Origin of the sequence: Streptomyces sp. NPDC002701 (assembly GCF_042889045.1) — a bacterium.
GTDB lineage: Bacteria > Actinomycetota > Actinomycetes > Streptomycetales > Streptomycetaceae > Streptomyces.
Window position 1 is genome coordinate 153,065 of the sequence record NZ_JBIAQL010000004.1, and the last position, 19,115, is coordinate 172,179.

At 68.9% G+C, this 19,115-nt stretch carries 20 protein-coding genes and 2 pseudogenes; 11 read left to right on the forward strand and 11 right to left on the reverse strand.

All coding sequences use genetic code 11. The annotated features are described in order from the left end of the window. The first annotated feature begins 374 nt into the window (after window positions 1-374). The gene (locus ACFYXC_RS13260) at window positions 375-1,424 is read left to right on the forward strand and encodes an LLM class flavin-dependent oxidoreductase (RefSeq protein ID WP_389550437.1); all 1,050 of its coding nucleotides are present in this window, start codon (window positions 375-377) and stop codon (window positions 1,422-1,424) included. Window positions 1,425-1,455: 31 nt separating this feature from the next. Beyond that, the gene (locus ACFYXC_RS13265; protein ID WP_389550440.1) at window positions 1,456-1,800 is read left to right on the forward strand and encodes a hypothetical protein; all 345 of its coding nucleotides are present in this window, start codon (window positions 1,456-1,458) and stop codon (window positions 1,798-1,800) included. On the opposite strand, the gene ACFYXC_RS13270 is transcribed toward ACFYXC_RS13265, so the two are convergent. From ACFYXC_RS13270 to ACFYXC_RS13280, 3 genes are all read right to left on the reverse strand, one after another. Next, window positions 1,772-2,200: a DUF6069 family protein gene (locus ACFYXC_RS13270; RefSeq protein ID WP_389550442.1), complete on the reverse strand. Its 429-nt coding sequence runs from the start codon at window positions 2,198-2,200 to the stop codon at window positions 1,772-1,774. The genes ACFYXC_RS13265 and ACFYXC_RS13270 overlap by 29 nt on opposite strands. Beyond that, entirely contained in the window at window positions 2,197-2,808 is a 612-nt protein-coding gene (locus ACFYXC_RS13275) for a TetR/AcrR family transcriptional regulator (RefSeq protein ID WP_389550445.1), read from the reverse strand. The genes ACFYXC_RS13270 and ACFYXC_RS13275 overlap by 4 nt, the downstream gene beginning before the upstream one ends. Before the next feature lie 454 nt (window positions 2,809-3,262). After that, complete coding sequence (locus ACFYXC_RS13280) at window positions 3,263-4,207, reverse strand: LysR family transcriptional regulator (protein WP_389550448.1); 945 nt, start codon at window positions 4,205-4,207, stop codon at window positions 3,263-3,265. Between the two features lie 109 nt (window positions 4,208-4,316). On the opposite strand from ACFYXC_RS13280, the gene ACFYXC_RS13285 reads away from it, so the two are divergent. Next, the gene (locus tag ACFYXC_RS13285) at window positions 4,317-5,234 is read left to right on the forward strand and encodes an NAD(P)H-binding protein (RefSeq protein ID WP_389550451.1); all 918 of its coding nucleotides are present in this window, start codon (window positions 4,317-4,319) and stop codon (window positions 5,232-5,234) included. Further along, complete coding sequence (locus ACFYXC_RS13290; protein WP_389550454.1) at window positions 5,224-5,589, forward strand: darcynin family protein; 366 nt, start codon at window positions 5,224-5,226, stop codon at window positions 5,587-5,589. Before ACFYXC_RS13285 ends, ACFYXC_RS13290 begins: the two co-directional genes overlap by 11 nt. 517 nt (window positions 5,590-6,106) lie before the next feature. Here ACFYXC_RS13290 and ACFYXC_RS13295 read toward each other — a convergent pair. Next, complete coding sequence (locus tag ACFYXC_RS13295; protein ID WP_389550457.1) at window positions 6,107-6,376, reverse strand: hypothetical protein; 270 nt, start codon at window positions 6,374-6,376, stop codon at window positions 6,107-6,109. A 321-nt stretch (window positions 6,377-6,697) separates the two neighbouring features. On the opposite strand from ACFYXC_RS13295, the gene ACFYXC_RS13300 reads away from it, so the two are divergent. After that, a complete protein-coding gene (locus ACFYXC_RS13300; RefSeq protein WP_389550460.1) occupies window positions 6,698-7,807 on the forward strand; it encodes an epoxide hydrolase family protein in 1,110 nt (369 codons plus the stop codon). A gap of 492 nt (window positions 7,808-8,299) precedes the next feature. On the opposite strand, the gene ACFYXC_RS13305 is transcribed toward ACFYXC_RS13300, so the two are convergent. Beyond that, window positions 8,300-8,887, reverse strand: coding sequence for a TetR/AcrR family transcriptional regulator (locus ACFYXC_RS13305; RefSeq protein WP_389550463.1), 588 nt, complete (start codon window positions 8,885-8,887; stop codon window positions 8,300-8,302). A gap of 314 nt (window positions 8,888-9,201) precedes the next feature. Here ACFYXC_RS13305 and ACFYXC_RS13310 point away from each other — a divergent pair, with 314 nt between their 5' ends. Next, window positions 9,202-10,410: an SGNH/GDSL hydrolase family protein gene (locus tag ACFYXC_RS13310; protein ID WP_389550466.1), complete on the forward strand. Its 1,209-nt coding sequence runs from the start codon at window positions 9,202-9,204 to the stop codon at window positions 10,408-10,410. A gap of 56 nt (window positions 10,411-10,466) precedes the next feature. After that, on the forward strand, window positions 10,467-11,987 hold the full coding sequence (locus ACFYXC_RS13315; protein WP_389550468.1) for an FAD-dependent oxidoreductase: 1,521 nt from the start codon (window positions 10,467-10,469) through the stop codon (window positions 11,985-11,987). A 199-nt stretch (window positions 11,988-12,186) separates the two neighbouring features. Here the strand turns inward: ACFYXC_RS13315 and ACFYXC_RS13320 are convergent, their stop codons facing one another. Beyond that, window positions 12,187-12,381, reverse strand: a complete 195-nt coding sequence (locus ACFYXC_RS13320) for a peptidase inhibitor family I36 protein (RefSeq protein WP_389550471.1) — start codon at window positions 12,379-12,381, stop codon at window positions 12,187-12,189. Then, entirely contained in the window at window positions 12,365-13,216 is an 852-nt protein-coding gene (locus ACFYXC_RS13325; RefSeq protein ID WP_389550474.1) for an enoyl-CoA hydratase/isomerase family protein, read from the reverse strand. Before ACFYXC_RS13325 ends, ACFYXC_RS13320 begins: the two co-directional genes overlap by 17 nt. 42 nt (window positions 13,217-13,258) lie before the next feature. Between ACFYXC_RS13325 and ACFYXC_RS13330 the strand changes: the two genes are divergently transcribed. Both ACFYXC_RS13330 and ACFYXC_RS13335 read left to right on the forward strand, forming a co-directional pair. Continuing rightward, window positions 13,259-13,660: a winged helix-turn-helix transcriptional regulator gene (locus ACFYXC_RS13330; RefSeq protein ID WP_388924478.1), complete on the forward strand. Its 402-nt coding sequence runs from the start codon at window positions 13,259-13,261 to the stop codon at window positions 13,658-13,660. A gap of 291 nt (window positions 13,661-13,951) precedes the next feature. Continuing rightward, the gene (locus tag ACFYXC_RS13335; RefSeq protein WP_389550476.1) at window positions 13,952-14,419 is read left to right on the forward strand and encodes a hypothetical protein; all 468 of its coding nucleotides are present in this window, start codon (window positions 13,952-13,954) and stop codon (window positions 14,417-14,419) included. A 65-nt stretch (window positions 14,420-14,484) separates the two neighbouring features. On the opposite strand, the gene ACFYXC_RS13340 is transcribed toward ACFYXC_RS13335, so the two are convergent. The 4 genes and pseudogenes from ACFYXC_RS13340 to ACFYXC_RS13355 all read right to left on the reverse strand — a co-directional run bounded on the left by ACFYXC_RS13340 (window position 14,485) and on the right by ACFYXC_RS13355 (window position 17,614). Continuing rightward, window positions 14,485-15,036 carry a YciI family protein gene (locus ACFYXC_RS13340; protein ID WP_389550479.1) on the reverse strand — a complete coding sequence of 184 codons (552 nt, stop codon included), beginning with the start codon at window positions 15,034-15,036 and terminating at the stop codon, window positions 14,485-14,487. 273 nt (window positions 15,037-15,309) lie between these two features. Further along, window positions 15,310-15,897: pseudogene (locus tag ACFYXC_RS13345) on the reverse strand (hypothetical protein). Between the two features lie 79 nt (window positions 15,898-15,976). Next, window positions 15,977-16,188 (reverse strand): annotated as a pseudogene (locus tag ACFYXC_RS13350) (ATP-binding protein); the annotation flags it as partial. Between the two features lie 631 nt (window positions 16,189-16,819). After that, a complete protein-coding gene (locus ACFYXC_RS13355) occupies window positions 16,820-17,614 on the reverse strand; it encodes a MerR family transcriptional regulator (RefSeq protein ID WP_389550482.1) in 795 nt (264 codons plus the stop codon). A gap of 78 nt (window positions 17,615-17,692) precedes the next feature. Between ACFYXC_RS13355 and ACFYXC_RS13360 the strand changes: the two genes are divergently transcribed. Both ACFYXC_RS13360 and ACFYXC_RS13365 read left to right on the forward strand, forming a co-directional pair. Beyond that, window positions 17,693-18,055 (forward strand): nuclear transport factor 2 family protein, encoded by a 363-nt coding sequence (locus ACFYXC_RS13360; protein ID WP_389550484.1) that lies wholly within the window; start codon window positions 17,693-17,695, stop codon window positions 18,053-18,055. Window positions 18,056-18,091: 36 nt separating this feature from the next. Then, window positions 18,092-18,880, forward strand: a complete 789-nt coding sequence (locus ACFYXC_RS13365; RefSeq protein ID WP_389550486.1) for an SDR family oxidoreductase — start codon at window positions 18,092-18,094, stop codon at window positions 18,878-18,880. Window positions 18,881-19,115: the final 235 nt, after the last annotated feature.

Genomic DNA, 19,115 nt, shown 5'->3' on the forward strand with positions numbered 1-19,115 from the left:
CGACTACGAATCCCTGCCCGCCGCTCCGAAGCCAAGATGCATATCGCCATGACCGACCTCATGGCACCGCCGCCTCACCGCGAGAACGCCATCTCCTGGCGAGAAACGACGCCAGCACACCAAAGCCGCAGACAAGGATGAGACATCAGGAGAGAACGACCTCGAAGGGCGGACGCAGGGCTAGACGTACGGCGCGGCATGGCACAGGCTCGGACGGGGCCCGCACGTGCCACCGGCGTACGGGACCACCGGCGTCCCCGGCACACGGCGACCTGGGGAACGCTGTACGCGTACACGCCGAATCCGCGAAGAACACGCGCACGTCCGGACCGCGAGGAAGGTGCGCGTCCAGGATCGCCAGCGAGGGGAACACGGTGAAGTTCAGCTACGCGATGCTGCCCGACCACCCGGTGCAGGAGTCCCTTGAGTCGATCCGGCTCGCCGACGAACTCGGCTTCCACGCCTGCTACGCCGCCGACGAGACCTGGCACAAGGACATGTGGCAGCTCTTCGCGGCCGCCGCCGCCCGCACGAGCCGCATCCGGTTCGGCCCCAGTCTGTCGTCCGTCGTCCTGCGCGAGCCCACCCTCATCGCCCAGGCCCTCGCTACCCTCGACGAACTCACCGGCGGCCGCGCCGAAGGGGTGCTGTCCTGCGGCAACTTCGGTCTTCTCGCCCAGTACCGCACCGACTGGCGCCGGATCCGGCCCCTGTCGCGCACCAAGGAGGCGCTCCACGTCGTCCGGACCCTGCTGGACGACGGCGCGATCACGTACGACGGCGAGTTCTTCTCGTACGACGGTCTGTTCACCTTCGCCCGCCCGGTGCAGAACCGGCTGCCGGTCATGCTCGGGGCCATGCGCGGGCCGAAGTCCTTCGAGGCCGCGGGCAAGCTCTCCGACGGCTGCCACCATGCCCTGAGCTACACCCGGGAGGCGTACGACTACGCCGTAGGGCACATCAGGGCGGGCGCCGAGCGGGCGGGCCGCGACTGGCGGACCCTGGACATCGGGGCGTGGGTCGTCGTCGCGGTCGACACCGACGGCGCACGCGCGCGGGAGGCCGCCCGCAGCATGGTGGGGATCTACGCCTCCTCGATGCCCGAGGAGCAGCTCCGCCGCAACGGCGTGGACCCGGGCGAACTCGCCCCGGCCGTTGACGCGATCGCCAAGGGCGACCTCGCCCGCGGTATCGAGCTGACCAGCCCCGCGGTGGCCGAGCGGCTGTCGGTGGCAGGCACCCCGGAGGAGTGCCTTGAGAAGATCCGCCGGGAGATCGAGCCCAGCGGGGTCAACCACATGATCTGCGCCCTCACCGACCGCACGCTGGTCAAGGCGTTCACGGGCCGGGAACTGGACGGCCTGGCGGATGTGAACACCCAACTCCGGCTCCTCCACGACCGCATCATGTCCGCCTGGGAGTGAGACGGCGCGCGCGGGATGCCGCCCGCAAGGGATGGCTGCCTCGGCATACAGGAGCGGCGTCTACGACGGCGACGAGCCATCCCCGTTCCAACACCTCTGGCAGGACACCACGGCCGCGTGGGAGGAGACACTTACCCAGGCCCGCGCCGACCCGACCCCCGCACGAGAACTCCTCGGCATGCTCACCGGCGGCTGCCGCACCCTCGACGACTACGAGAAGGAACGCGCCTGCCTGTACGGGGAGGGAATCCCCGCCGAGCTCCTGCCCGGCACCCGAACCGGGCCGCCTCGACCTCATCTGACGGTGTTCCACTTCATGGAAGTGGAACACCGTCCCCGGCGGTTCGTCAGAAGACCCGCAGCCTGGACCACCTAGCGGTACCGGCTCCCGCCCCGAGGGACCTGCCGCCCAGCCCCGGGATCAGCACCGCCGCCACCGCCAGATGCATCAGAGCGAGGGAGACCCGGGTGCCGTCGTCCATGCCGTCGCCGATGAACGGCAGGAAGGACACGGCCAGTACAGCGCCGGCCACCCCGGTCCAGAGGGCGCGGGCACGCCGCACCCCGAACCTCTCCAGGGCGGCCAGCAGTCCCCAGCCGCAGAGCGACGCGAGCAGGGCGACGACCGCCACGGGCACGGCGTCGATGTCGAGTGTCTGCTCGCCGTCGGCGATCCGCAGCCGGTGCCCCAGCAGTGGGTCCGCGACGAGCCACACGAGGACGGGGGCCAGTACGGCCAGGGCAGTGACCCACAGGCGCCTTGTCCGCGCGCTCACTTGACGCCCCCCGAGAGCGCCCCGTGCAGGAAGACCTCCACCAGCTCCTGCGGGGTCAGGTCGGGCTCGTCCTCCGTACGCGGCTGGGTGAAGAGCAGCCCGAAGAAGAGGGCAGCGATCTGCTCCGGCGACCGACGCAGGGCGGCCTTGTCGGGCTCCAGCAGCTCCGTGAGGGCCGCGCGGATACGGGTCGTCGACTCGTGACGGCCCGCGCCGCGCACCGTGCCGGGGTGCTTGCCGCCACCATGCCCCAGCGAACCGAGGATCGCACCCATCCTGGACATGTGCGCCTGCAGCGCCTCGGCCGCCTCCGCCAGCCGGTCGGGCAGCGGCTGGGACACGTCGATCGCGTCGAGTTCACGTACCGCGTGCTCCGGGGAGAGCGCCTCGGCCACACAGGCTTGCAGCAGCTCGTCCTTGTCGGCGAAGACCCGGAAGATTGTGCCCTCGCCGATGCCGGCGGCACGGGCGATCTTCGCAGTCGTCACCGCGGCGCCGTACTCGGCGATCAGCGGGACCGCGGTCTGGATGATCATCTCGCGGCGCTGCTCCGGCGACATGCCGGGGGCGCGGCGGCGGGTGGTCTGGTTCTCCTTGGGTGCTGTCATGACCGCAAGGCTACGGAGTGAGCACTCACTCCGTCAAGGAGTGAGTGCTCACTCCGCTCACGCTTCCCGCACCCGGCTGCTCATCGATGGCAGCCCGCCAAGTGGGACGCTGTGCCGGCGATTCGCTCGAGAGAACTGCGCTCGACCACGGGTGACCGTACGGCGCAGCCAGAGCCGCACCCTGCACGTCACCGCCGCCCCAGCCGTGCACCAACGACTCCCCACCCCCTCCCCCGAGCTGTCTCTGGCGCCTGAGCATCCGCGTGGGCATCGTGCGTTGTACGGCGGGTTGGACCGCGGGCATCTGGATCTGTCCCGGCTGCGCAGGGCGCTGGCGGGGCTGCCGCGTCCTGGCACCCTCCAACTACTTCCTGGAGCGCACGCGGTTTGTTCGGTCATGGTCGGGTTCGGACTGTGTCCGGGCGCCCGGGTACGGGTGGACCAGCGCGATGGGCTACTGCTGCCGGGACGGACGGAGTATCCGGCGCACGGCGCCGCGCAGCCACTGGTGGCCCCCGTCGGCGCTGTGACGTGGATGCCAGGCCATGGCGATCGTCAGTGGTGGCAGTGGCAACGGGATGTCCAGCAGGCTCAGTCGCAGTGCGTGCGCCGCGTCGCTGAGTGGTGAGGGGGGCTCGCCCGGCAGCGCGGTCGGCACCAGGCAGACCGCGTCGGTGACCGCGGCGAGGCTCATCGCCGCCAGGTGTCCGGGCAAGACGGCACTGACCTGCCGGCTGAGTCCCTGCTCGGCCAGGGCCGCGTCCAGTGGGCCGGTGAAGCGTCCCCGACGGCTGACCGCCACGTGCTCGGCGGCGGCCAGCCTGGCAGGCGTCAGGGTTCCTTGGGTGAGCGGGTGTTCTGCCCTGACGCCGACCGCCATCCGCACAGTGGCCAGTTCCTCGACCTGGGTCTCCGGGTCGACGTGGTCGATGGCTCCGATCTCCAGATCGATGCGGCCTTCGCGCAAGGCGGGACCCGCCTCCCACTCCTCTGCCAGCACCCGCAGCGAGACTCCCGGCGCCCGCCGCCGGGCCAGACCGAGCAGCCCCGGCGTCAGCGCCGCCGCGACCAGGTCCGAGGACTGGACGGTGAAGGTGCGGCGCAGTGTCGCAGGGTCAATCGCACCACCGGGGGCCAGCAGTGCCTCCAGTCGGCGTACCACCGTGGCGGCTTCGTCCCGCAACGCCTCGGCGCGAGGGGTGGGCACCATCACCTGGCCGGCCCGTACCAGGAGGGGATCCTGGAGCACCCGGCGCAGACGGGCCAGGGTACGACTCATCGCCGCCGGGGACGTATGCAGCCGTGCGGCGGCACGGGTGACGCTCTGCTCGGTCAGCAGAGCGTCCAGAGCGACGGCAAGGTTGGCGTCGAGGTTCGGGACTGGGCTGTTCACCGGCATTATTCCGTTCCAGGCAATGATTGGGTGCTGAAGTTCCCATTGTGGCAACGCGGTTGGTGTCCGCACGATGAAGGGGCTGTACCGATCCGACAAAGACCGCGAGGAATCAATGATCGTCATTACTGCCCCCACCGGGAACATCGGCCGACGGCTGCTGTCTCTGCTGCTCCGGGCCGCGCCCGCGCACGGGGAGGAGTTGCGTGTCGTGGTGCGTGATCCCACCCGGCTCCCCGAGGCGGCCCGTGGGCGGGTTGAGGTGGTCACCGGCTCGCACGGTGACGCCGCGACCGTCGAACGTGCCTTCACCGGGGCCGACGCCGTCTTCTGGCTGGTTCCACCGGATGCCTCGGTGACGCCCGACGACGCCTACAGCGGCTTCACCCGCCCGGCCGTGCAGGCGTTCGCCGCCCACGGTGTCGGCCATGTCGTCGGCGTCTCGGCGCTCGGCCGCGGCACCCCGCAGGCCGCCCGCGCGGGGCTGGTCACCGCATCTCTCGCCATGGACGACCTGATCGCAGGCGCCGGCGTCGCCTACCGCGCCCTGGCCAGCCCGTCCTTCTTCGACAACCTGCTGGAGGAGGTCGACTCGATCCGTGACGACGGTGTCTTCACCGACACCGTCGCGGCGGACCGTCCGGCGCCCATGGTGGCTGCGGCCGACATCGCCGCGACGGCGGCCGGGCTGCTGCTGGATCGCTCCTGGAGCGGCGTCGACAGCGTTTCCGTGCTCGGCCCGCAGGACCTGTCGCCCAACGACCTGGCCCGCATCATGACCCAGGAATTGGGCCGTCCGGTCCACTACCAGCGCCAGTCGCTCGACGAGTTGCGGTCCGCCCTGCTCGGTCACGGCCTCAACGAAGCGTTCGTCGAAGCGATGGTGGACATGAAGCGCGCCAAGGACCAGGGCCTGGACTCAGGCATCGACCGCTCGCCGCAGACGGGCCCGGCCACCACCTTCGCGCAGTGGTGCGCGCAGACCCTCAAGCCCGCCGTCCTCGCCACGCCGGAGGCAGCCGATGCCCACTGACCGAACCGAGCCGCCGGTCACCGCGTTCATGCTGGTGAAGACCACGCCCGAGTGGCTGGCGATGACCGTGGACGAACGTGTCCAGGCATTCACCACCCACGTCGTCCCGGCGATCGAGGCCCGCACCCGCGGTGTCCGCTCTCGTTTCTACGACACGGAGTTCTACTCGGCGCGGGTCACCGACGTCTGGGTCTGGGAGGCGGACGACCACGACGCCTACCGCCTGCTGATCGACGCACTGCGCGAAACCCCGTTCTGGGACCGCTACTTCGACGTGGTGGACCTGCTCGTGGGCGTCGAGAACGGCTACGCCCGCACCTACGACGTGGAGCCCGTGGCCACCATCGCCACCTGACCTCCGCCCTGCCGGCCGGTGCCGCCACCCGCCTTGCGCAGCACCGGCCGGCAGGTTCGGCCGAGCAGAGAAGGGGTCGCCTGCCGGCGCGCGGCCCGCCCGCGCTCAACGACCGGGCCCCCTACTGGACTTGTTGCCGGGCGTCCCGCCGAAGGTGCCGCCGCTCATCACCCGCAGCGGTGAACCCGCGCTCTGGGCACTGCGCATCAGCCCCCCGTCGCCCGCGCCGGTGGCATCTGGTGCCGGCGGTGCGGGCTGTTACGGCCAGCCGGGCGGCTGCGGTCCGCAACAGGCCCCGGTCTGCGTCTGACCAGCGTCAGCGGGCGGCGCCACAGCGAGCACCGCCATCAACGCCATGAACAGTCCAAGTGCGGCTTTGCGCACGGTCTCCTCCTGAATCCGGGTCGGGATGTCGAACCACTCGAAGCGGGTCACTCCTGCTAGACACACCGAACAGCGACCGGGTTGCACCGACCGGGCGAGTACGGACGACACCAGCTTCCTGACCCCGACACCTTCACCCGAACTGATCGATCGTGGGCATGGAGACGATGCCCCGCACCCGCGATCCCTGCGGGTGCGGGGCACCGTCGCCCGCGGGTCGCCTGGCTGAGCGCGGCCGGGCCGCGCTCAGCCAGGATGCGAGCGGTTCCCGGCCGCCGTCGACCCGCTCGGCACCAGCGGACAGCACCTTCTCCACCTCGGCTGCCGCGGGGCAGGGGTCGAGCGGCGCACGGGCCCGCTGCTGAAGGTCCGCAGCCCGTTCGGGCGAGCAGTCCTGGAGCACCGGACAAGCCGTGGCTCGGACCGGCACTTCGAGCGGTGAGCGTCTGTTCGATGACCAGGTGTCGCTGTTACTCACTTCCAGGTGACGACCCTGTGGGCACTGGGGTGGCGCAGGACCGCGGCCGGGGCCAGGAGGCACGCTTCTGCTGTAGTCGCACACACGAGCGGGCGTCAACCTGGTGCATTGCGAGGAATTCTTGGGGCCGCGCGATCCTCACGTCATCCAGTCCCAAATGGAGGGAAGACTGAGTGACGAGGTCGCATCGGCGTCACACCCAGGACCGCCTCGCCGGCATCACACCTATCGAAGGGAAGGCCCGCCATGACGAGTGTCGAACATGCTCCCCCCGCCGTCACACAGGCATCACTCGATGACCTGCGCGCCCGGCTTCGCGCCTACCGGCGGGTCTCACTCCCCTTCGGCTCGGGCTGGGAACGCGGAGTCGACGGTGACTACCTGAGCGGGCTTCTCACCTACTGGGCCGAACGTTACGACTGGCGCGAACACGAAGACCGGATCCGACACCTGCCGTGGGTCCTCACGGGTGCCACCGGCACGCCCGTGCGGTCGATACACCTGCGGGCACAGGACGCCGATGCGCCGGCGGTCCTGTTGCTGCACGGCTGGCCCGATTCGATCCTGCGGTTCGAGAAGGTCTTGCCGCTCTTGCCGGATATGCATCTTGTCGTGCCGGCTCTGCCCGGTTTCCCTTTCGCGGCCCCCACTGCTCCGCGTGGGATGTCAGCGGGCGCGCTGGCCGAGGCAGTCGCCGGGGTGATGAAGCAACTCGGCCACGACCGTTACATCGTTTCGGCGGGTGACGTGGGATGCGACGTGGCCGAAGCCCTTGCCGCCGCTCACCCTGAGCGGGTGGCGGCCCTGCACCTGACCGACGTCTCCCAGTACCGCTACCTGGTGGATCCGCCCCAGGATCTGTCGGAGGCGGAACGCTCCTACGTCGCCCGCGGGCACAGCTGGCAGGCGGCCGAAGGCGGCTACATGCACGAACAGTCGACCAAGCCACACACACTGGCAGTCGGACTCGGCGATTCCCCGGCCGGCCTGGCCGCCTGGATCACGGAAAAGCTCCGCACCTGGACCGACTGCGGCGGCGACATCGAGACGGTGTTCACCCGCGACGAACTGCTCACCTGGATCACCGCCTACTGGGTCAGCGGAACCATCGGCACCTCCTTCACCCCTTACGCAGAGAACGGGCCCAAACCACAGGGGCGGATCAGCGCGCCCACCGTGTTCACCGTCTTCCCCAAGGACCTTGTCAACGCGCCCCGGGAATTTGCCAACCGCTTCTTCGACGTCCGGTCCTGGACCGAGTACTCCAGCGGCGGCCACTTCGCAGCGTGGGAATGCCCACCGCAATACGCGGCAGGCGTGCGCGCAGCCGTGGAGCTCGCTCACTCTCCGCGCTGACACCGACCTACGCCCTCCGGCCGCATCCCCGTACACCAGAGCCACACGTTGAAAGACGCACCACATCCCGGCCTACCCGGCCATGAACTTCACTGCGCAGATAGCAAGCTTCTCGCAGTGAAGCAACCTGTGATCTTCACGGTCAATCCTCTGCTACGAGGAGCGCTGCTTACGTTCGCCAAAACGTCGCGGCCCGGCTTCGTGCCGGCTCACCACTTCTGCACGAGAGCCCATTCCGGCCCGTGCAGAAGTGCAGCCGGGCGCGAGGTGGGGACGAACGTTTCCTGACCTGACTGTTCCCATCGAGTCGGGGTATGAGCGTGCACCGCCAGTGCACCACCTTGCGCATCGGCCTCGCGTCGGCCCGCCCGAAGGACGGGGTGTCGACGGCCGGGACCGCAGCGGCGCACAGCGGGTCCAGCCTCTTCACTTCGGTGGTGCGCTCGACCTCATGCGTTACGCGATCAGCGCGGTCACTTGGGCGCAGACGTGTTACGGCTGTGCGGGGTCGTAGCGCGCCCAGCCCTGGTCGAGCAGTCGGAAGCCGGTCTCTACGGCCGATTCCGGGTCACCCTGGCGGGCCATGAGCGGGATCTGGAGTGCGAACCGGGCGTAGAAGCGGATCCCGTCGCTCGGTTCGGCCAGTCCGAACTCGGCGGTGAGCGCTGCGATGAGAGCGTCCTCGTGACGCAGCCACATCCTCTCGGCGTACTCGACCAGGGATGGAGTGCCTTCCATGAGGGCCAGGATGCGGTTCATTGGCTCGGTCTGGAGCATGGCGATCTCGGCGAGGTAGTGCGCCTTCAGCGCTTCGGAGATGGTCGTTCCCGGCGCGCGGTCGCTGACTGCCGCAACGAGCCGGTCCCGCTGCTCGCCCTCGGTGCTGAAGACCAGCGCCTCCTTGCGGGGGAAGTGCGCAAAGACCGTCTTGGGCGTGACATCGGCCTTGTCTGCGATCTCGCGCACCGTGACCGCGTCAAACCCACGATCGAGGAAGAGCGTGGTCGCCGCCTCCAAGATCGCCGTGCGAGTTGCCGTCTTCTTCCGCTCGCGTCGCCCTGCGGGCGCGTCGTTCACCATGCTCAAACTATACCCCCGAGATAGAACTATATCGAAGCTATAAGTACACTCGGTATAGTGTTAGTCCGGGTGAAGTCAGCGGGCTCCTCTGGATCCGTCCAGTTGGAGTCCGGGGTGCTGCTCAGACACAACCAAGGGGACCGGACATCGGGCTCCAACCGCGCCGCCTCCCACTACCAAGGACAGGGGGGCCTGGCGCGAGAAGCAGCACCGTCCTGTCCCCGCAGCTCACACGCAGCCCGCCGACATGCATCGACGTCGGCACTCCCGATTCAGAGAATCCCTCGCTCCCTCCCAGGCAAAGGACAACGGCCATGACCGACAGCAACAACATCGCCCCCCGTATCGCGAGCGCAGACACGCCGGGCTGGGTGCGCACCTGGGGTGCCTCACCGCAGGCGCCGGACAGCTCCGTCTCCGGCGTCGAGCCCTTCGAAGACACCACGCTGCGGCAGATCGTGCGGGTGAGCGGTGGCGGTAGCCGTGTGCGGATCCGCCTGAGCAACGAATACGGGACCGCGCCTGTGACGCTCGGTGCGGTGCGGGTCGCCCTCACCGGCGCCGATCACCTGAGCCAGGACGGCCGCGGTCACGCGGTGACCTTCAGCGGCCGGCCGGACGTCACGATCCCCGCCGGAGCACCGATACTCAGTGACCCCATCGACCTGCTGTTGCCCTCACTGTCGCAGCTGGTGATCAGTCTGTACCTGCCCGGCCGGGTCGACGTCATCACCTGCCACGGCACCTTCCACGCGCTCGGCTGGAGCATTCCGGGCGACGAGACAGCTTCAAGCTCGCTCCCCGCCGACGCGGCCCCGCTACCTGCCCAGGCATTCATCTCGGCCGTCGAGGTGGTGCCCGACCGGCCGGCGAACGCGATCGCCGTCCTCGGTGACTCCCGCGTCGACGGGGTCGGCTCCACGCCCGGAGCCGACCGGCGCTGGACCGACGTACTCGCCGAACGCCTGGTCGGGCGCGACACAACGACGCGTTACGTGATCAGCCAGGGCATCGGAGGCAACCGGCTGCTCAACGACGGCATCGGTGCCTCCGCCCTTGCCCGCTTCGACCGGGACATCCTCGCCACACCGGGCCTTGGACACGTGGTGATCGCCGTCGGCAACGACCTCGTCTTCTCCTACGCCCCCGACACCGAGGAGACCGCCGGCTTCCTCGCCATGTTCGGCGGGGAGCCGGTCACCGTCGAGGACGTCATCGCCGCCCACATCCAGGTCGCCGCCCGCGCCCGCGTGCGCGGCGTGAAGGTGCATGCCGCCACCATCGCGCCCTATGGCGGCTCGGAGATGTACACGGCAGAGGGAGACAAGGCACGCGAGCAGCTCAACGCGTGGATCCGTACCAGCGGCGTCTTCGACGGCGTCCTGGACTTCGACGCCGTCTGGCGTGACCCGGCCGATTCCTCCCGCATCCGCGGCGACCTGCACATGGGCGACCACCTGCACGGCAACGACGCCGGATATGACGCCCTGGCCCGATCGATCGACCTCTCCCTCTTCGACTGATGGCCCCTGACCAGGCGTCAGCCGGTCCACCGAACCCGCAGCAGAAGGAATCTTTCATGCATGACGTAGTGATCGCCGGCGCGGGCCCCGTCGGCCTGTTCCTGGCGAGCGAACTCGCCCTGGCCCACTGCTCGGTCGTGGTCCTGGAGCGCGAGACCGACCCGCACTCGCCGCTCAAAGCACTCCCGCTCGGGTTGCGCGGCCTGAACACCGGCTCGGCCGAGACGTTCTACCGCCGCGGCCTGCTCCAGCCGCTGCTGAAGGCATCCCGCGTAGACGCCGCGAACGTCGGCGCCGACCCCGAGACCGACCGGGCGCCCACTCCCCGGAGCCTTGGCCACTTCGCCGGCATCACTCTGGATGCCGCCGACATCGACCCGGCCGCATTGGCCGACCGGCTGCCCGGACCGGCGATGGACGGCTTCATGACGAACCTGGAGGCGATCAGCGACGTTCTGGCCGAACGCGCAGCGTCGCTCGGCGTATCGATCGTGCGAGGCGCCCGCGTCACCGCCGTGACCCAGGACGAGCGGACGGTGACGGTGACGGCCGCAGGCCAGGACCACCCGGCCCGGTGGCTTGTGGGATGCGACGGCGGACGCAGCACCGTCCGCGGGCTCGCGGACTTCTCCTTCGTCGGCACCGAACCGCTGTTCACCGGCTACGTCGCCAAGGTGTCCTTCGCCGACCCGCACGCGCTGCCCCTGGGCTTCCACCTGACGCCGACCGGCATGTACCTGCGCACGCCCCTCGAAGGGCACCTGGGCATGATGGACTTCGACGGCGGCACCTTCGACCGCACGCAGCAACCGACCCGCGAGCACCTCCAGGCGGTTCTGCGCCGCGTGTCCGGCACCGACGTGGCCCTCAAGGAGGTTCACCTCGCCTCCAGCTTCACCGACCGCGCCATGCAGGCCACGACCTACCGCCACGGCCGCATCCTGCTCGCGGGCGACGCCGCCCACATCCACTCGCCACTCGGAGGCCAAGGGCTCAACCTCGGTATCGGGGATGCGATGAACCTGGGGTGGAAACTGGCGGCGACCATACGCGGAGACGCTCACGAGGACCTGCTCGACACCTACACCGCCGAACGCCACCCGGTCGGCGCCGCCGTCCTCGACTGGTCACGCGCCCAGGTCGCAACCATGAACCCCGGCCCCAACGCTCCGGCGCTGCAGCAACTGGTGCGCGCCCTGATGGAGACGTCCGACGGGACCACTCATGTCTACCGCACGAGTTCCGGATTGTTCCATCGCTACGACCTGGGCGATGATCAGCCGCTCGTCGGACGCACCGCCCCCGACTTCCGCCTGACCGACGGGACCAGCCTGGGCGACCTCCTCCAGGAGGGGCGCGGCGTGCTGCTCGACTTCAGCCCCCAGCAGAGCCTGAGCGAGCAGGCCGCGCCATGGAGAAACCGCGTGCGCTACGTTCCCGGTCGCCCCGGCAACGACCTGGGGTTCAAGGCCCTCCTGGTCCGCCCCGACGGCATCGTCGCCTGGGCCGACGCCTCTGCCGCGGCAACCGACAATCAACTGAACAACGCTCTGACCCGCTGGTTCGCCCGCTCCTGAACCCGCTGCCGTGCCACCGCTGCTTATCGCCCGCACAGGCGATAAGCAGCGCGCTGCGGAAGGAGACAGGATCGGATCCATCCTGCCTTCCGCGCAGATGCCGTCCTCGGGACGGTGTCCTCGGGACGGGGACACAGGACGTCAGCAAGAGCACGCCGCGCACGGCACTCCTGCCCCGCCCGGTGCAGGCGCAACGGCGTTACGCAGGGAGCGGGTGGCGTCGTTGAGGTGGTGGGCGCAGGTCGTGGGCGGAGCCGCCGCTCCTGGTGACGAACACCCAGTGCCCCGCGTGATTGCGCTTCTCGTACACGCGGGCAGTGCGGCTGTAGTTGTTGCGAAGGGAACTGCCGCGGTCGCGGATCGCGGAGGGCAGGTCCTTACGAATGTCGGGCAAGGTTCGCGCGCAGCACCTCTTCGATGTCCAGCTCCACCTCGCGCGTGTGAACCCCGGCCGCGAGTGCTGCCCGGGCAAGCTCTCCGGACGCGGGGGTGAACGTTTCACCGAGCAGGCGGTCCTCCGCGCGCAGTGCGTCCTCGAGCGTGCCGTCGGCCGCGTCGATTGCTTCGGTAGCCGCGGCGCGGACACCGTCGGGCAGAGTCGCGATGGTCCGTGCGACCCACTCAACATATGCGTCCAGTTCTGCGACGGGCAGAGCTCGGTTCACCCATCCCCACCGCTCGGCAGTCGCCGCGTCGACGAGCCCGCCTGTCAGCACGATCTCGAGAGCGCGAGCGCGGCCCACGAGGCGGGGCAGGTGGGCCGTTGCACCGGCTCCAGGGACGATGCCGATCAGTGTCTCGAACTGGCCGAACGCCGCAGTCTCCAGGGCCGCGAATCGCAGATCCAGGCTGGAGACCAGCTCGGATCCACCGCCACGGGCGAGTCCCGCGACCTTGGCGATGGTGGTCTGAGGCAGACGCCGCCAGCGTTCATGAAGCCGCATCATCGGGCCCGTCCCGACAAGCGTCTCCTCCGCGATCGGGAGGGCGGCGTAGGCCGCGGGGTCCTCCACGAATGACAGGTCGCCGTGTGCCAGGAAGAACTCCGGATTTGCGCTCTGGACCACGATGACGTGCAGATCGGGATCCTTCTCGGCCGATGCGGCGACGGCGTCCAGGTCGAGCAGGAGCTGCGCCGTCATCAGGTTGACGGGCGGAACATCAATCGAGACCCACAGCACTCCGTCCTGGCGCTTGACATCGAGGGTGGGCAGGGACTGTTCGGTCATGAGATTCCTCTGGGTTGCCGGTATCTCTGGTATACCTGGCGCATGACAGGCACTTCAACGCAACCTGGTATCCACGAAGATCGCGCCGGTCACGAGACCATCGTCGGCCCGCAGCGCGAACTCCTGGATCAGCTGCTGGACAAGTGGGGCCATCTGCTGCTGGCCGCACTGTGCCGGCAGCCGCGACGCTTCAACGAGCTCAAGAGAGAGCTCGATGGCATCACTCAAAAATCGCTGACGCAGGCACTGCGACGACTGGAACGCAACGGCCTCGTCGAGCGCCGGGTACTGACGCAACGCCCCGTCGCTGTGGAGTACCGGATCACGCCACTGGGTCGCACGCTTGAGGAGCCCTTCTCGATCCTGCGCGCCTGGACCGCCGACCACCTCCCCGAAGTCGAACGACACAGGGCTGCATTTGACGAAGGCGCGGACACCCTTTAGCTGGCGGCTCGCGTCAGCAGCCGGCGAGGCAGGGTCGAGCACACGCAAGGGGGTTACGCATGGACTGGCAGCAGGGCGAGGACGGTGGGGGCGGGCTTCGGCGAGGCTGCGCATCGGGAGAGCCATGTCAGGAGGTCGATGGTGACGAATTGCAACGGGCACGGGGACAGCCCACGAGCGACGTCGGCCACGGACGCCTGGCGAGGCGCCTACCGCGAGAAGCTGCTGGAGGCGGCCGGGATCACCGGTCCCTTGCCGAGACCGTCACAGTCCTGAGGTTAACGTGAACGGATGAATCAGCTCTGGGCGTCGTTGATCGGTGTCGTACTCGGCGGAGGCATGTCCTACCTGGCCCAGTTCACCACCGCGCGCCAGGCCGCCCGCACCGAGGACAAGCGCCAGGCCACGCAGCTCGCCGAGGCCCGCCGTGCCGAACAACTCGACGTGATAAGGGAATTCATCCAGCTGACGCAGCAAGGCATACGCCTCGCCGAGGATCGCTACGAGGCACGCGACTGGCCCTCCGGCGGCACGCCCGAGTGGCTCACCGCCGCGCGGGCCCTCATCGAACGCCTCTGGATCTGCGAGCGGATGATCCTGGTCCTCGTCGGCCCGGAGCTCTACCAACTCGCCTGGGAGTACGCAGGTGAGGTGAACCACATCCTGTGGGAGGACCTCGGCGGGCCTGAAGCCGCATGGGACCGCCTGCGGGGCCCCATGAACACCTTCCTCAACGCCGCCCACAAGCAGCTGGGTTGACCCTGAATCCGAGGCTGCTGGGGGCTCCGTAGGGCTTCGGCGGTCGTGTCGGCGGACATCCTCGGCTATGACGGGCGTCCGCCGAGCTGCCAGTTGTGCACCTCGATGTCGGCATACTCGTCCGGGGTGAGGATGGAGCGTGCCGTGTCCGGGTCCGGCGCCCGGACCAACGCCGCCGTGCCCAGCCAGGCGGCGCCGTCGTCGGACAGCAACGGCCCGTAGGCGATGAGCTCGTCGGGGTCGGGCGGCACCGCGAGGTCTGCGGCTTGCCCTGCGCCGAGGCCGATCACCAGGTACCGGTTGCCGCCTGTCCGGCCGCCAGGGAAGCCCCACATGGTGCGCCCCAGCGTGTTGCGCCACCGCCGTAGAAGCACGTCCCGGTAGACGCCGGCCTGGTAGTTCGGCTCGTCGAAGGCGAATGCGCGGGCAGCGGCGGGAGCGGGCAGGTCGACAATGTGCACGCTTCCGGTGGGCGTGTCGCCGTCGTCGGCAAGAGTCGGGCCCCGGGCGATCATCTCCTTCGCGTACTGGTCCATGTAGGACCAATGCTCTTCCCGCAGCTCGTAGCGCAATGGCAGGGAGGCGGGCCGGTCGCGGTGGTAGCAGAGGAACTCCATGCCCTAAATGCTCCACACGGAGGTGACCAGGTCCAGCGGATTTCACTGCGAGGGCTGCCCGGCGGCCTGCTCCAGGCGGGTCCATGCGCAGTCCGTACAGCGCATCGCGGTCTTCTCGTCGAGCCCAAAGACCTCCGCGAGGTGGAGTGGGTCCGGGTCTTTGATCCTGGCTTCTTCGAACTGCCGGTCGTCGCGGAGTCCCCCCAGGGTCGCGTCCTGTCCTCGCCGCGCACCGCTGATCCGTTGGCTGCCGGTGTTCTGGGCCAGTCGGCGTCATCTTGGGGCAATGGCGGCGGCAGGGAGGTGAACCTCCAGCACGACCGCGGTGCCGGCGACGGTGCGGTCCTCGTGCATGTTGATCCGTTGGCCGGTTTCGACGTGCTTCCAGTGAGAGGGGGTGAGGGCAACGAGGCGGACAGTGGCTCGGCCGCCGGGCTCCAGAAAAGGTATGTCCTCAATCCAGAGTCCGGCAATGCTCACCGAAACATCCCCGGTGGGTGAGAGGTTCCCGATGTCCCACATGGGTCGCAGAACACCGTGACCGGATATCGGTGTCCTGCGTCGCGCCTCTTTAGCTGGACGGAACGTCAGTTCCGCTTCGAATCATCCCGTTTCGGATCTCGGAACACCGCCAGTGGCACCAAGCGGCGCTCCGCTCAAGCCGGAGCTGCTCAGCCGCCTCGGCAAGCTGCTCCCAGAACGTCAAGGGCAGCGGATGTCCGTCCCCGAGCTCCTACAGCAAGCTCAGAGCGATCTGCCATTCGTCATGGGCAAGGTAGTCCCAGACGTCTCGCACCGTGCCGCAGCGACCTTTTCCGGGACCAGGAGAGAAGCAGATTCGAGCAGCTCGGTGACATCCATGTGGCAAGTGTCGACCACGTTGTCAGGCTGCGTCGTCCCGCTCTCGTTCGATAACAGCGAGCCGGTTCTTGAACCGGTAGTAGCCGGCCCGGCAGGCCGCGCGACGGGCAGAGCGACGGCGATGTACGTCTTGCCGACCCCGGGCGGCCGAGGCAGAACGACGTTGGCCTTGTCCTCGACGAAGGAGAGGGTGGCCAGGCCCTTGACCTTGCGCGGGTCGAGGTCTGGCTGGAAGGAGACATCGTAGTCCTCCAGCGTCTCGTGGTGCGGCAGCTTCGACAGCCGTAGACCGCCGGCACCCCGCGTGGTGACGAGATGGGTCCTCAGCCGACCCGAGACGCTGAACGAGATCGAACAGCTTCGTCAGAAATGGCAGCCGACTGGGTGGACAGCGCCGAAGCCGACCAGTGGCGCCAGGAAGTGCGACACATTTTCCAAGCACTCGAAACAGCCACTGCTCACTAATCGTGACCGCTTCACTGAAGTCGCGCCAGAACCAAAACTCGTGAACAGAGCCACCGCCGTCCAGGCCGCCTACGGGCTACGGCCGGACATCCCGGCCGCCCGGCCGAACGCGCCGACCGCGGACCCGCGCCCCGGCCCGGGACCTCGCCGACAACGACTTCGCCCACCGCTGGACGGACCAGCTGCTTTCCACATGATCGCCTCGTTGGTGCCCGGGGCCCCGGCGGTCCTGCCCCAGATCAGTAAGGTGGGCGGCACCGCCTCGTACGACAACATCCAGCAGCACTTCGTCCGCCACGCGACGCATCCGATCCCCGTCTCGCGGATCGGCAGCATCTTGCCCGGATCGTGCACGGCACGAGGCTTCCGCGTTCCGTGCAGGACGCCTCAACCCGTGAAAGCGCGAGGCAAAGGCGTGCGCCCCGTCGTTCCAAGACTCCGCACCGCACTGACCGCCTCAGGTGACACGAAAGACCGGCCAGCCGATCTCGGTGCGCCACGCAGCGGGATCGCTTGTGTCACGAGGGCCGACAACGTAGACCTCCCGCACCGGCCCGGCCACCGACATCGCGTTCTCCACCACCCAGGTCCCGAGTTCGCCGTACGTGACCTCGATGCCGTCGTGCTCGCCGACGTGGGTGGTGACGGCCAGTTCCGCGGCCGGCAGAGTCGTGGGGTGCACGCGTCCGGTGCGAGGTGGCGCGGCGGTCGGCAGGTAGACGACCGCGTGACCGCGCTCCTGCTCGAAAAGGGCGTTGTCGTAGCTGCCGCCCGGCGGTCCGGTCACGGCGGCGCCGACGGCCGCCTCCAATTCGGCCATCGCGCCTGCGTACCAGGTCGTGACGTCGCGATGCCCGACTACGGCCTCCACCGCCGCGACCGTCCTGGCGGGCTCCGCACGCAGCTCGACGTCGATCGGTGCGGGGTCGGGCCGGAGCAGGCGGCGCAGGGACACGACCGCAGCCCGGGTGCGGTCGAGCACGTCCTCGAGGCGTTGCAGGTGGTCCGTGACCAGGGCCGCCCGGACACCGGGGTCGGGGGTCCGCAGGATCCGCTGCACATCGCTCAGGGGGACGTCGAGCTCGCGGAGCCGGTGGATGACCTGCGCGGTGGGGATCTGGTCGACGCCGTAGTAGCGGTAACCGGTGGTCTCGTCCACCACGGCGGGTTCCAGCAAGGCCGCCTCGTGATACCGGCGCAGGGTCCGTACGCTCAAGTGGGTCAGCCGCGAGAATTCCCCGATGGTCAGCATCCCCTCATTCTGAACGCTCTCCCTGCGGGAGAGTCCACGGCTTGACCCTCCCGCGCCGTGAGGTCACACGGTGGGCTCATGACACAGCACACCGATCTCCCGTCCGATCTGCTCCCGACCACCGTGCGCGAGTTCTTCGCCGCCCACATCGTCCGCGACGCCGACACCGCGTCGTCGTTCCTCGCCGAGGATGCGGTAGTCGTCGACCAGGGCGAGACCTTCCGCGGCCGAGAGGAGGCCCACTCGTTCCTGCGGGACGCCGGGTCCGAGTTCGACTACACGACCGAGCAGATCGGCGCTCACCGCGTCGATGACGCCCACTGGCTGGTGACCGTGCGGCTCGAAGGCACCTTCCCGGGTGGCGTCGCCGAGCTCGACTACCGGTTCGCGCTGCGGGATGACCTCATCGCGGAACTCGTCATCGCCAACCACCCAGGCTGACCCAACCCGCACCACCTCGATCTTCAGTGGAGAGACATGTCTAATTCAGATCGCGATCGCCTCGATGGTCGCCGAGCGCTGGTCACGGGCGGTTCGAAGGGCTCGGGCAAGGCCGTCGCGGAGAGACTGCGAGAGATGGGTGCCGACGTCTACGTGACGGCCCGAACGATGCCCGACGGGTACGAGCACCCTGACCGATTCATCGAAGCGGACATTCTGACGACAGAGGGCACCAACGCCGTGGCCGATCGCATCGCAGAAGCCGGCGGCACACTCGACATCCTGGTGCACGTCGTCGGAGGGGCGTCGACGCCGGCTGGTGGATTCGCGGTCATCACCAATGACCAGTGGCTCATCGAGCTGAACCTCAACCTCCTTGGAGCGGTACGGCTGGATCGAGCTCTTCTCCCGGCGATGATCGCGTCCGGGTCGGGCGTGGTGCTGCACTTCACCTCGATCCAGCGTGAACTGCCCCAATACGACGCGTCCTTGGCCTACGCAGCAGCGAAGGCCGCGCTGCGCACATACAGCAAGGGACTCGCCAATGAGCTCGCGCCGCGCGGCGTACGGGTCAACGCAATCAGCCCCGGCGGAATCGAGACCGAAGCCTACGAACGCTTCGTGGACCGGATCGCCGAGGGAAACGGACTCACACGTGAAGCAGCCAAGCAGACCATCTACGACTCCCTCGGAGGAGTACCCCTGGGACGGTTCGCGAACACCGAGGAAATCGCGGACCTGGTCGGTTTCCTGGTGTCGGACCGCGCCTCGGCAATCGTGGGAGCCGAGTACGTAATCGACGGCGGCACCGTCCCGACCGTCTGACCCAGGCAACCGGCTCCGGCTCCGGCTCCGGCTCCGAGCAGCCTATCGCGAACAGCCCGATCCGGCGGCGGAACCCCCTCCCTCACAAGGAGACCTCTCAGCGACTGCTCGGCAACACGAGAAGCGGGGGGGGGGGGGCCCGGGCGCGGGGGGGGGGGGCGCCGGGGCGGGGGGGGGGCGGCCCGCCGCGCCCCACCGGCGGCGCGGCACCAGACGGCGGGTGCGGGCGCGCACG

Coding starts and splice junctions, on each gene's coding strand:
- ACFYXC_RS13290 (WP_389550454.1), top strand. CDS start 5,224: ATGCCCACTGACCGAACCGAGCCGCCGGTCACCGCGTTCATGCTGGTG.
- ACFYXC_RS13265 (WP_389550440.1), top strand. CDS start 1,456: ATGGCTGCCTCGGCATACAGGAGCGGCGTCTACGACGGCGACGAGCCA.
- ACFYXC_RS13365 (WP_389550486.1), top strand. CDS start 18,092: ATGTCTAATTCAGATCGCGATCGCCTCGATGGTCGCCGAGCGCTGGTC.
- ACFYXC_RS13330 (WP_388924478.1), top strand. CDS start 13,259: ATGACAGGCACTTCAACGCAACCTGGTATCCACGAAGATCGCGCCGGT.
- ACFYXC_RS13275 (WP_389550445.1), bottom strand. CDS start 2,808: ATGACAGCACCCAAGGAGAACCAGACCACCCGCCGCCGCGCCCCCGGC.
- ACFYXC_RS13335 (WP_389550476.1), top strand. CDS start 13,952: ATGAATCAGCTCTGGGCGTCGTTGATCGGTGTCGTACTCGGCGGAGGC.
- ACFYXC_RS13360 (WP_389550484.1), top strand. CDS start 17,693: ATGACACAGCACACCGATCTCCCGTCCGATCTGCTCCCGACCACCGTG.
- ACFYXC_RS13340 (WP_389550479.1), bottom strand. CDS start 15,036: ATGGAGTTCCTCTGCTACCACCGCGACCGGCCCGCCTCCCTGCCATTG.
- ACFYXC_RS13310 (WP_389550466.1), top strand. CDS start 9,202: ATGACCGACAGCAACAACATCGCCCCCCGTATCGCGAGCGCAGACACG.
- ACFYXC_RS13280 (WP_389550448.1), bottom strand. CDS start 4,207: ATGCCGGTGAACAGCCCAGTCCCGAACCTCGACGCCAACCTTGCCGTC.
- ACFYXC_RS13325 (WP_389550474.1), bottom strand. CDS start 13,216: ATGACCGAACAGTCCCTGCCCACCCTCGATGTCAAGCGCCAGGACGGA.
- ACFYXC_RS13300 (WP_389550460.1), top strand. CDS start 6,698: ATGACGAGTGTCGAACATGCTCCCCCCGCCGTCACACAGGCATCACTC.
- ACFYXC_RS13285 (WP_389550451.1), top strand. CDS start 4,317: ATGATCGTCATTACTGCCCCCACCGGGAACATCGGCCGACGGCTGCTG.
- ACFYXC_RS13315 (WP_389550468.1), top strand. CDS start 10,467: ATGCATGACGTAGTGATCGCCGGCGCGGGCCCCGTCGGCCTGTTCCTG.
- ACFYXC_RS13305 (WP_389550463.1), bottom strand. CDS start 8,887: ATGGTGAACGACGCGCCCGCAGGGCGACGCGAGCGGAAGAAGACGGCA.
- ACFYXC_RS13355 (WP_389550482.1), bottom strand. CDS start 17,614: ATGCTGACCATCGGGGAATTCTCGCGGCTGACCCACTTGAGCGTACGG.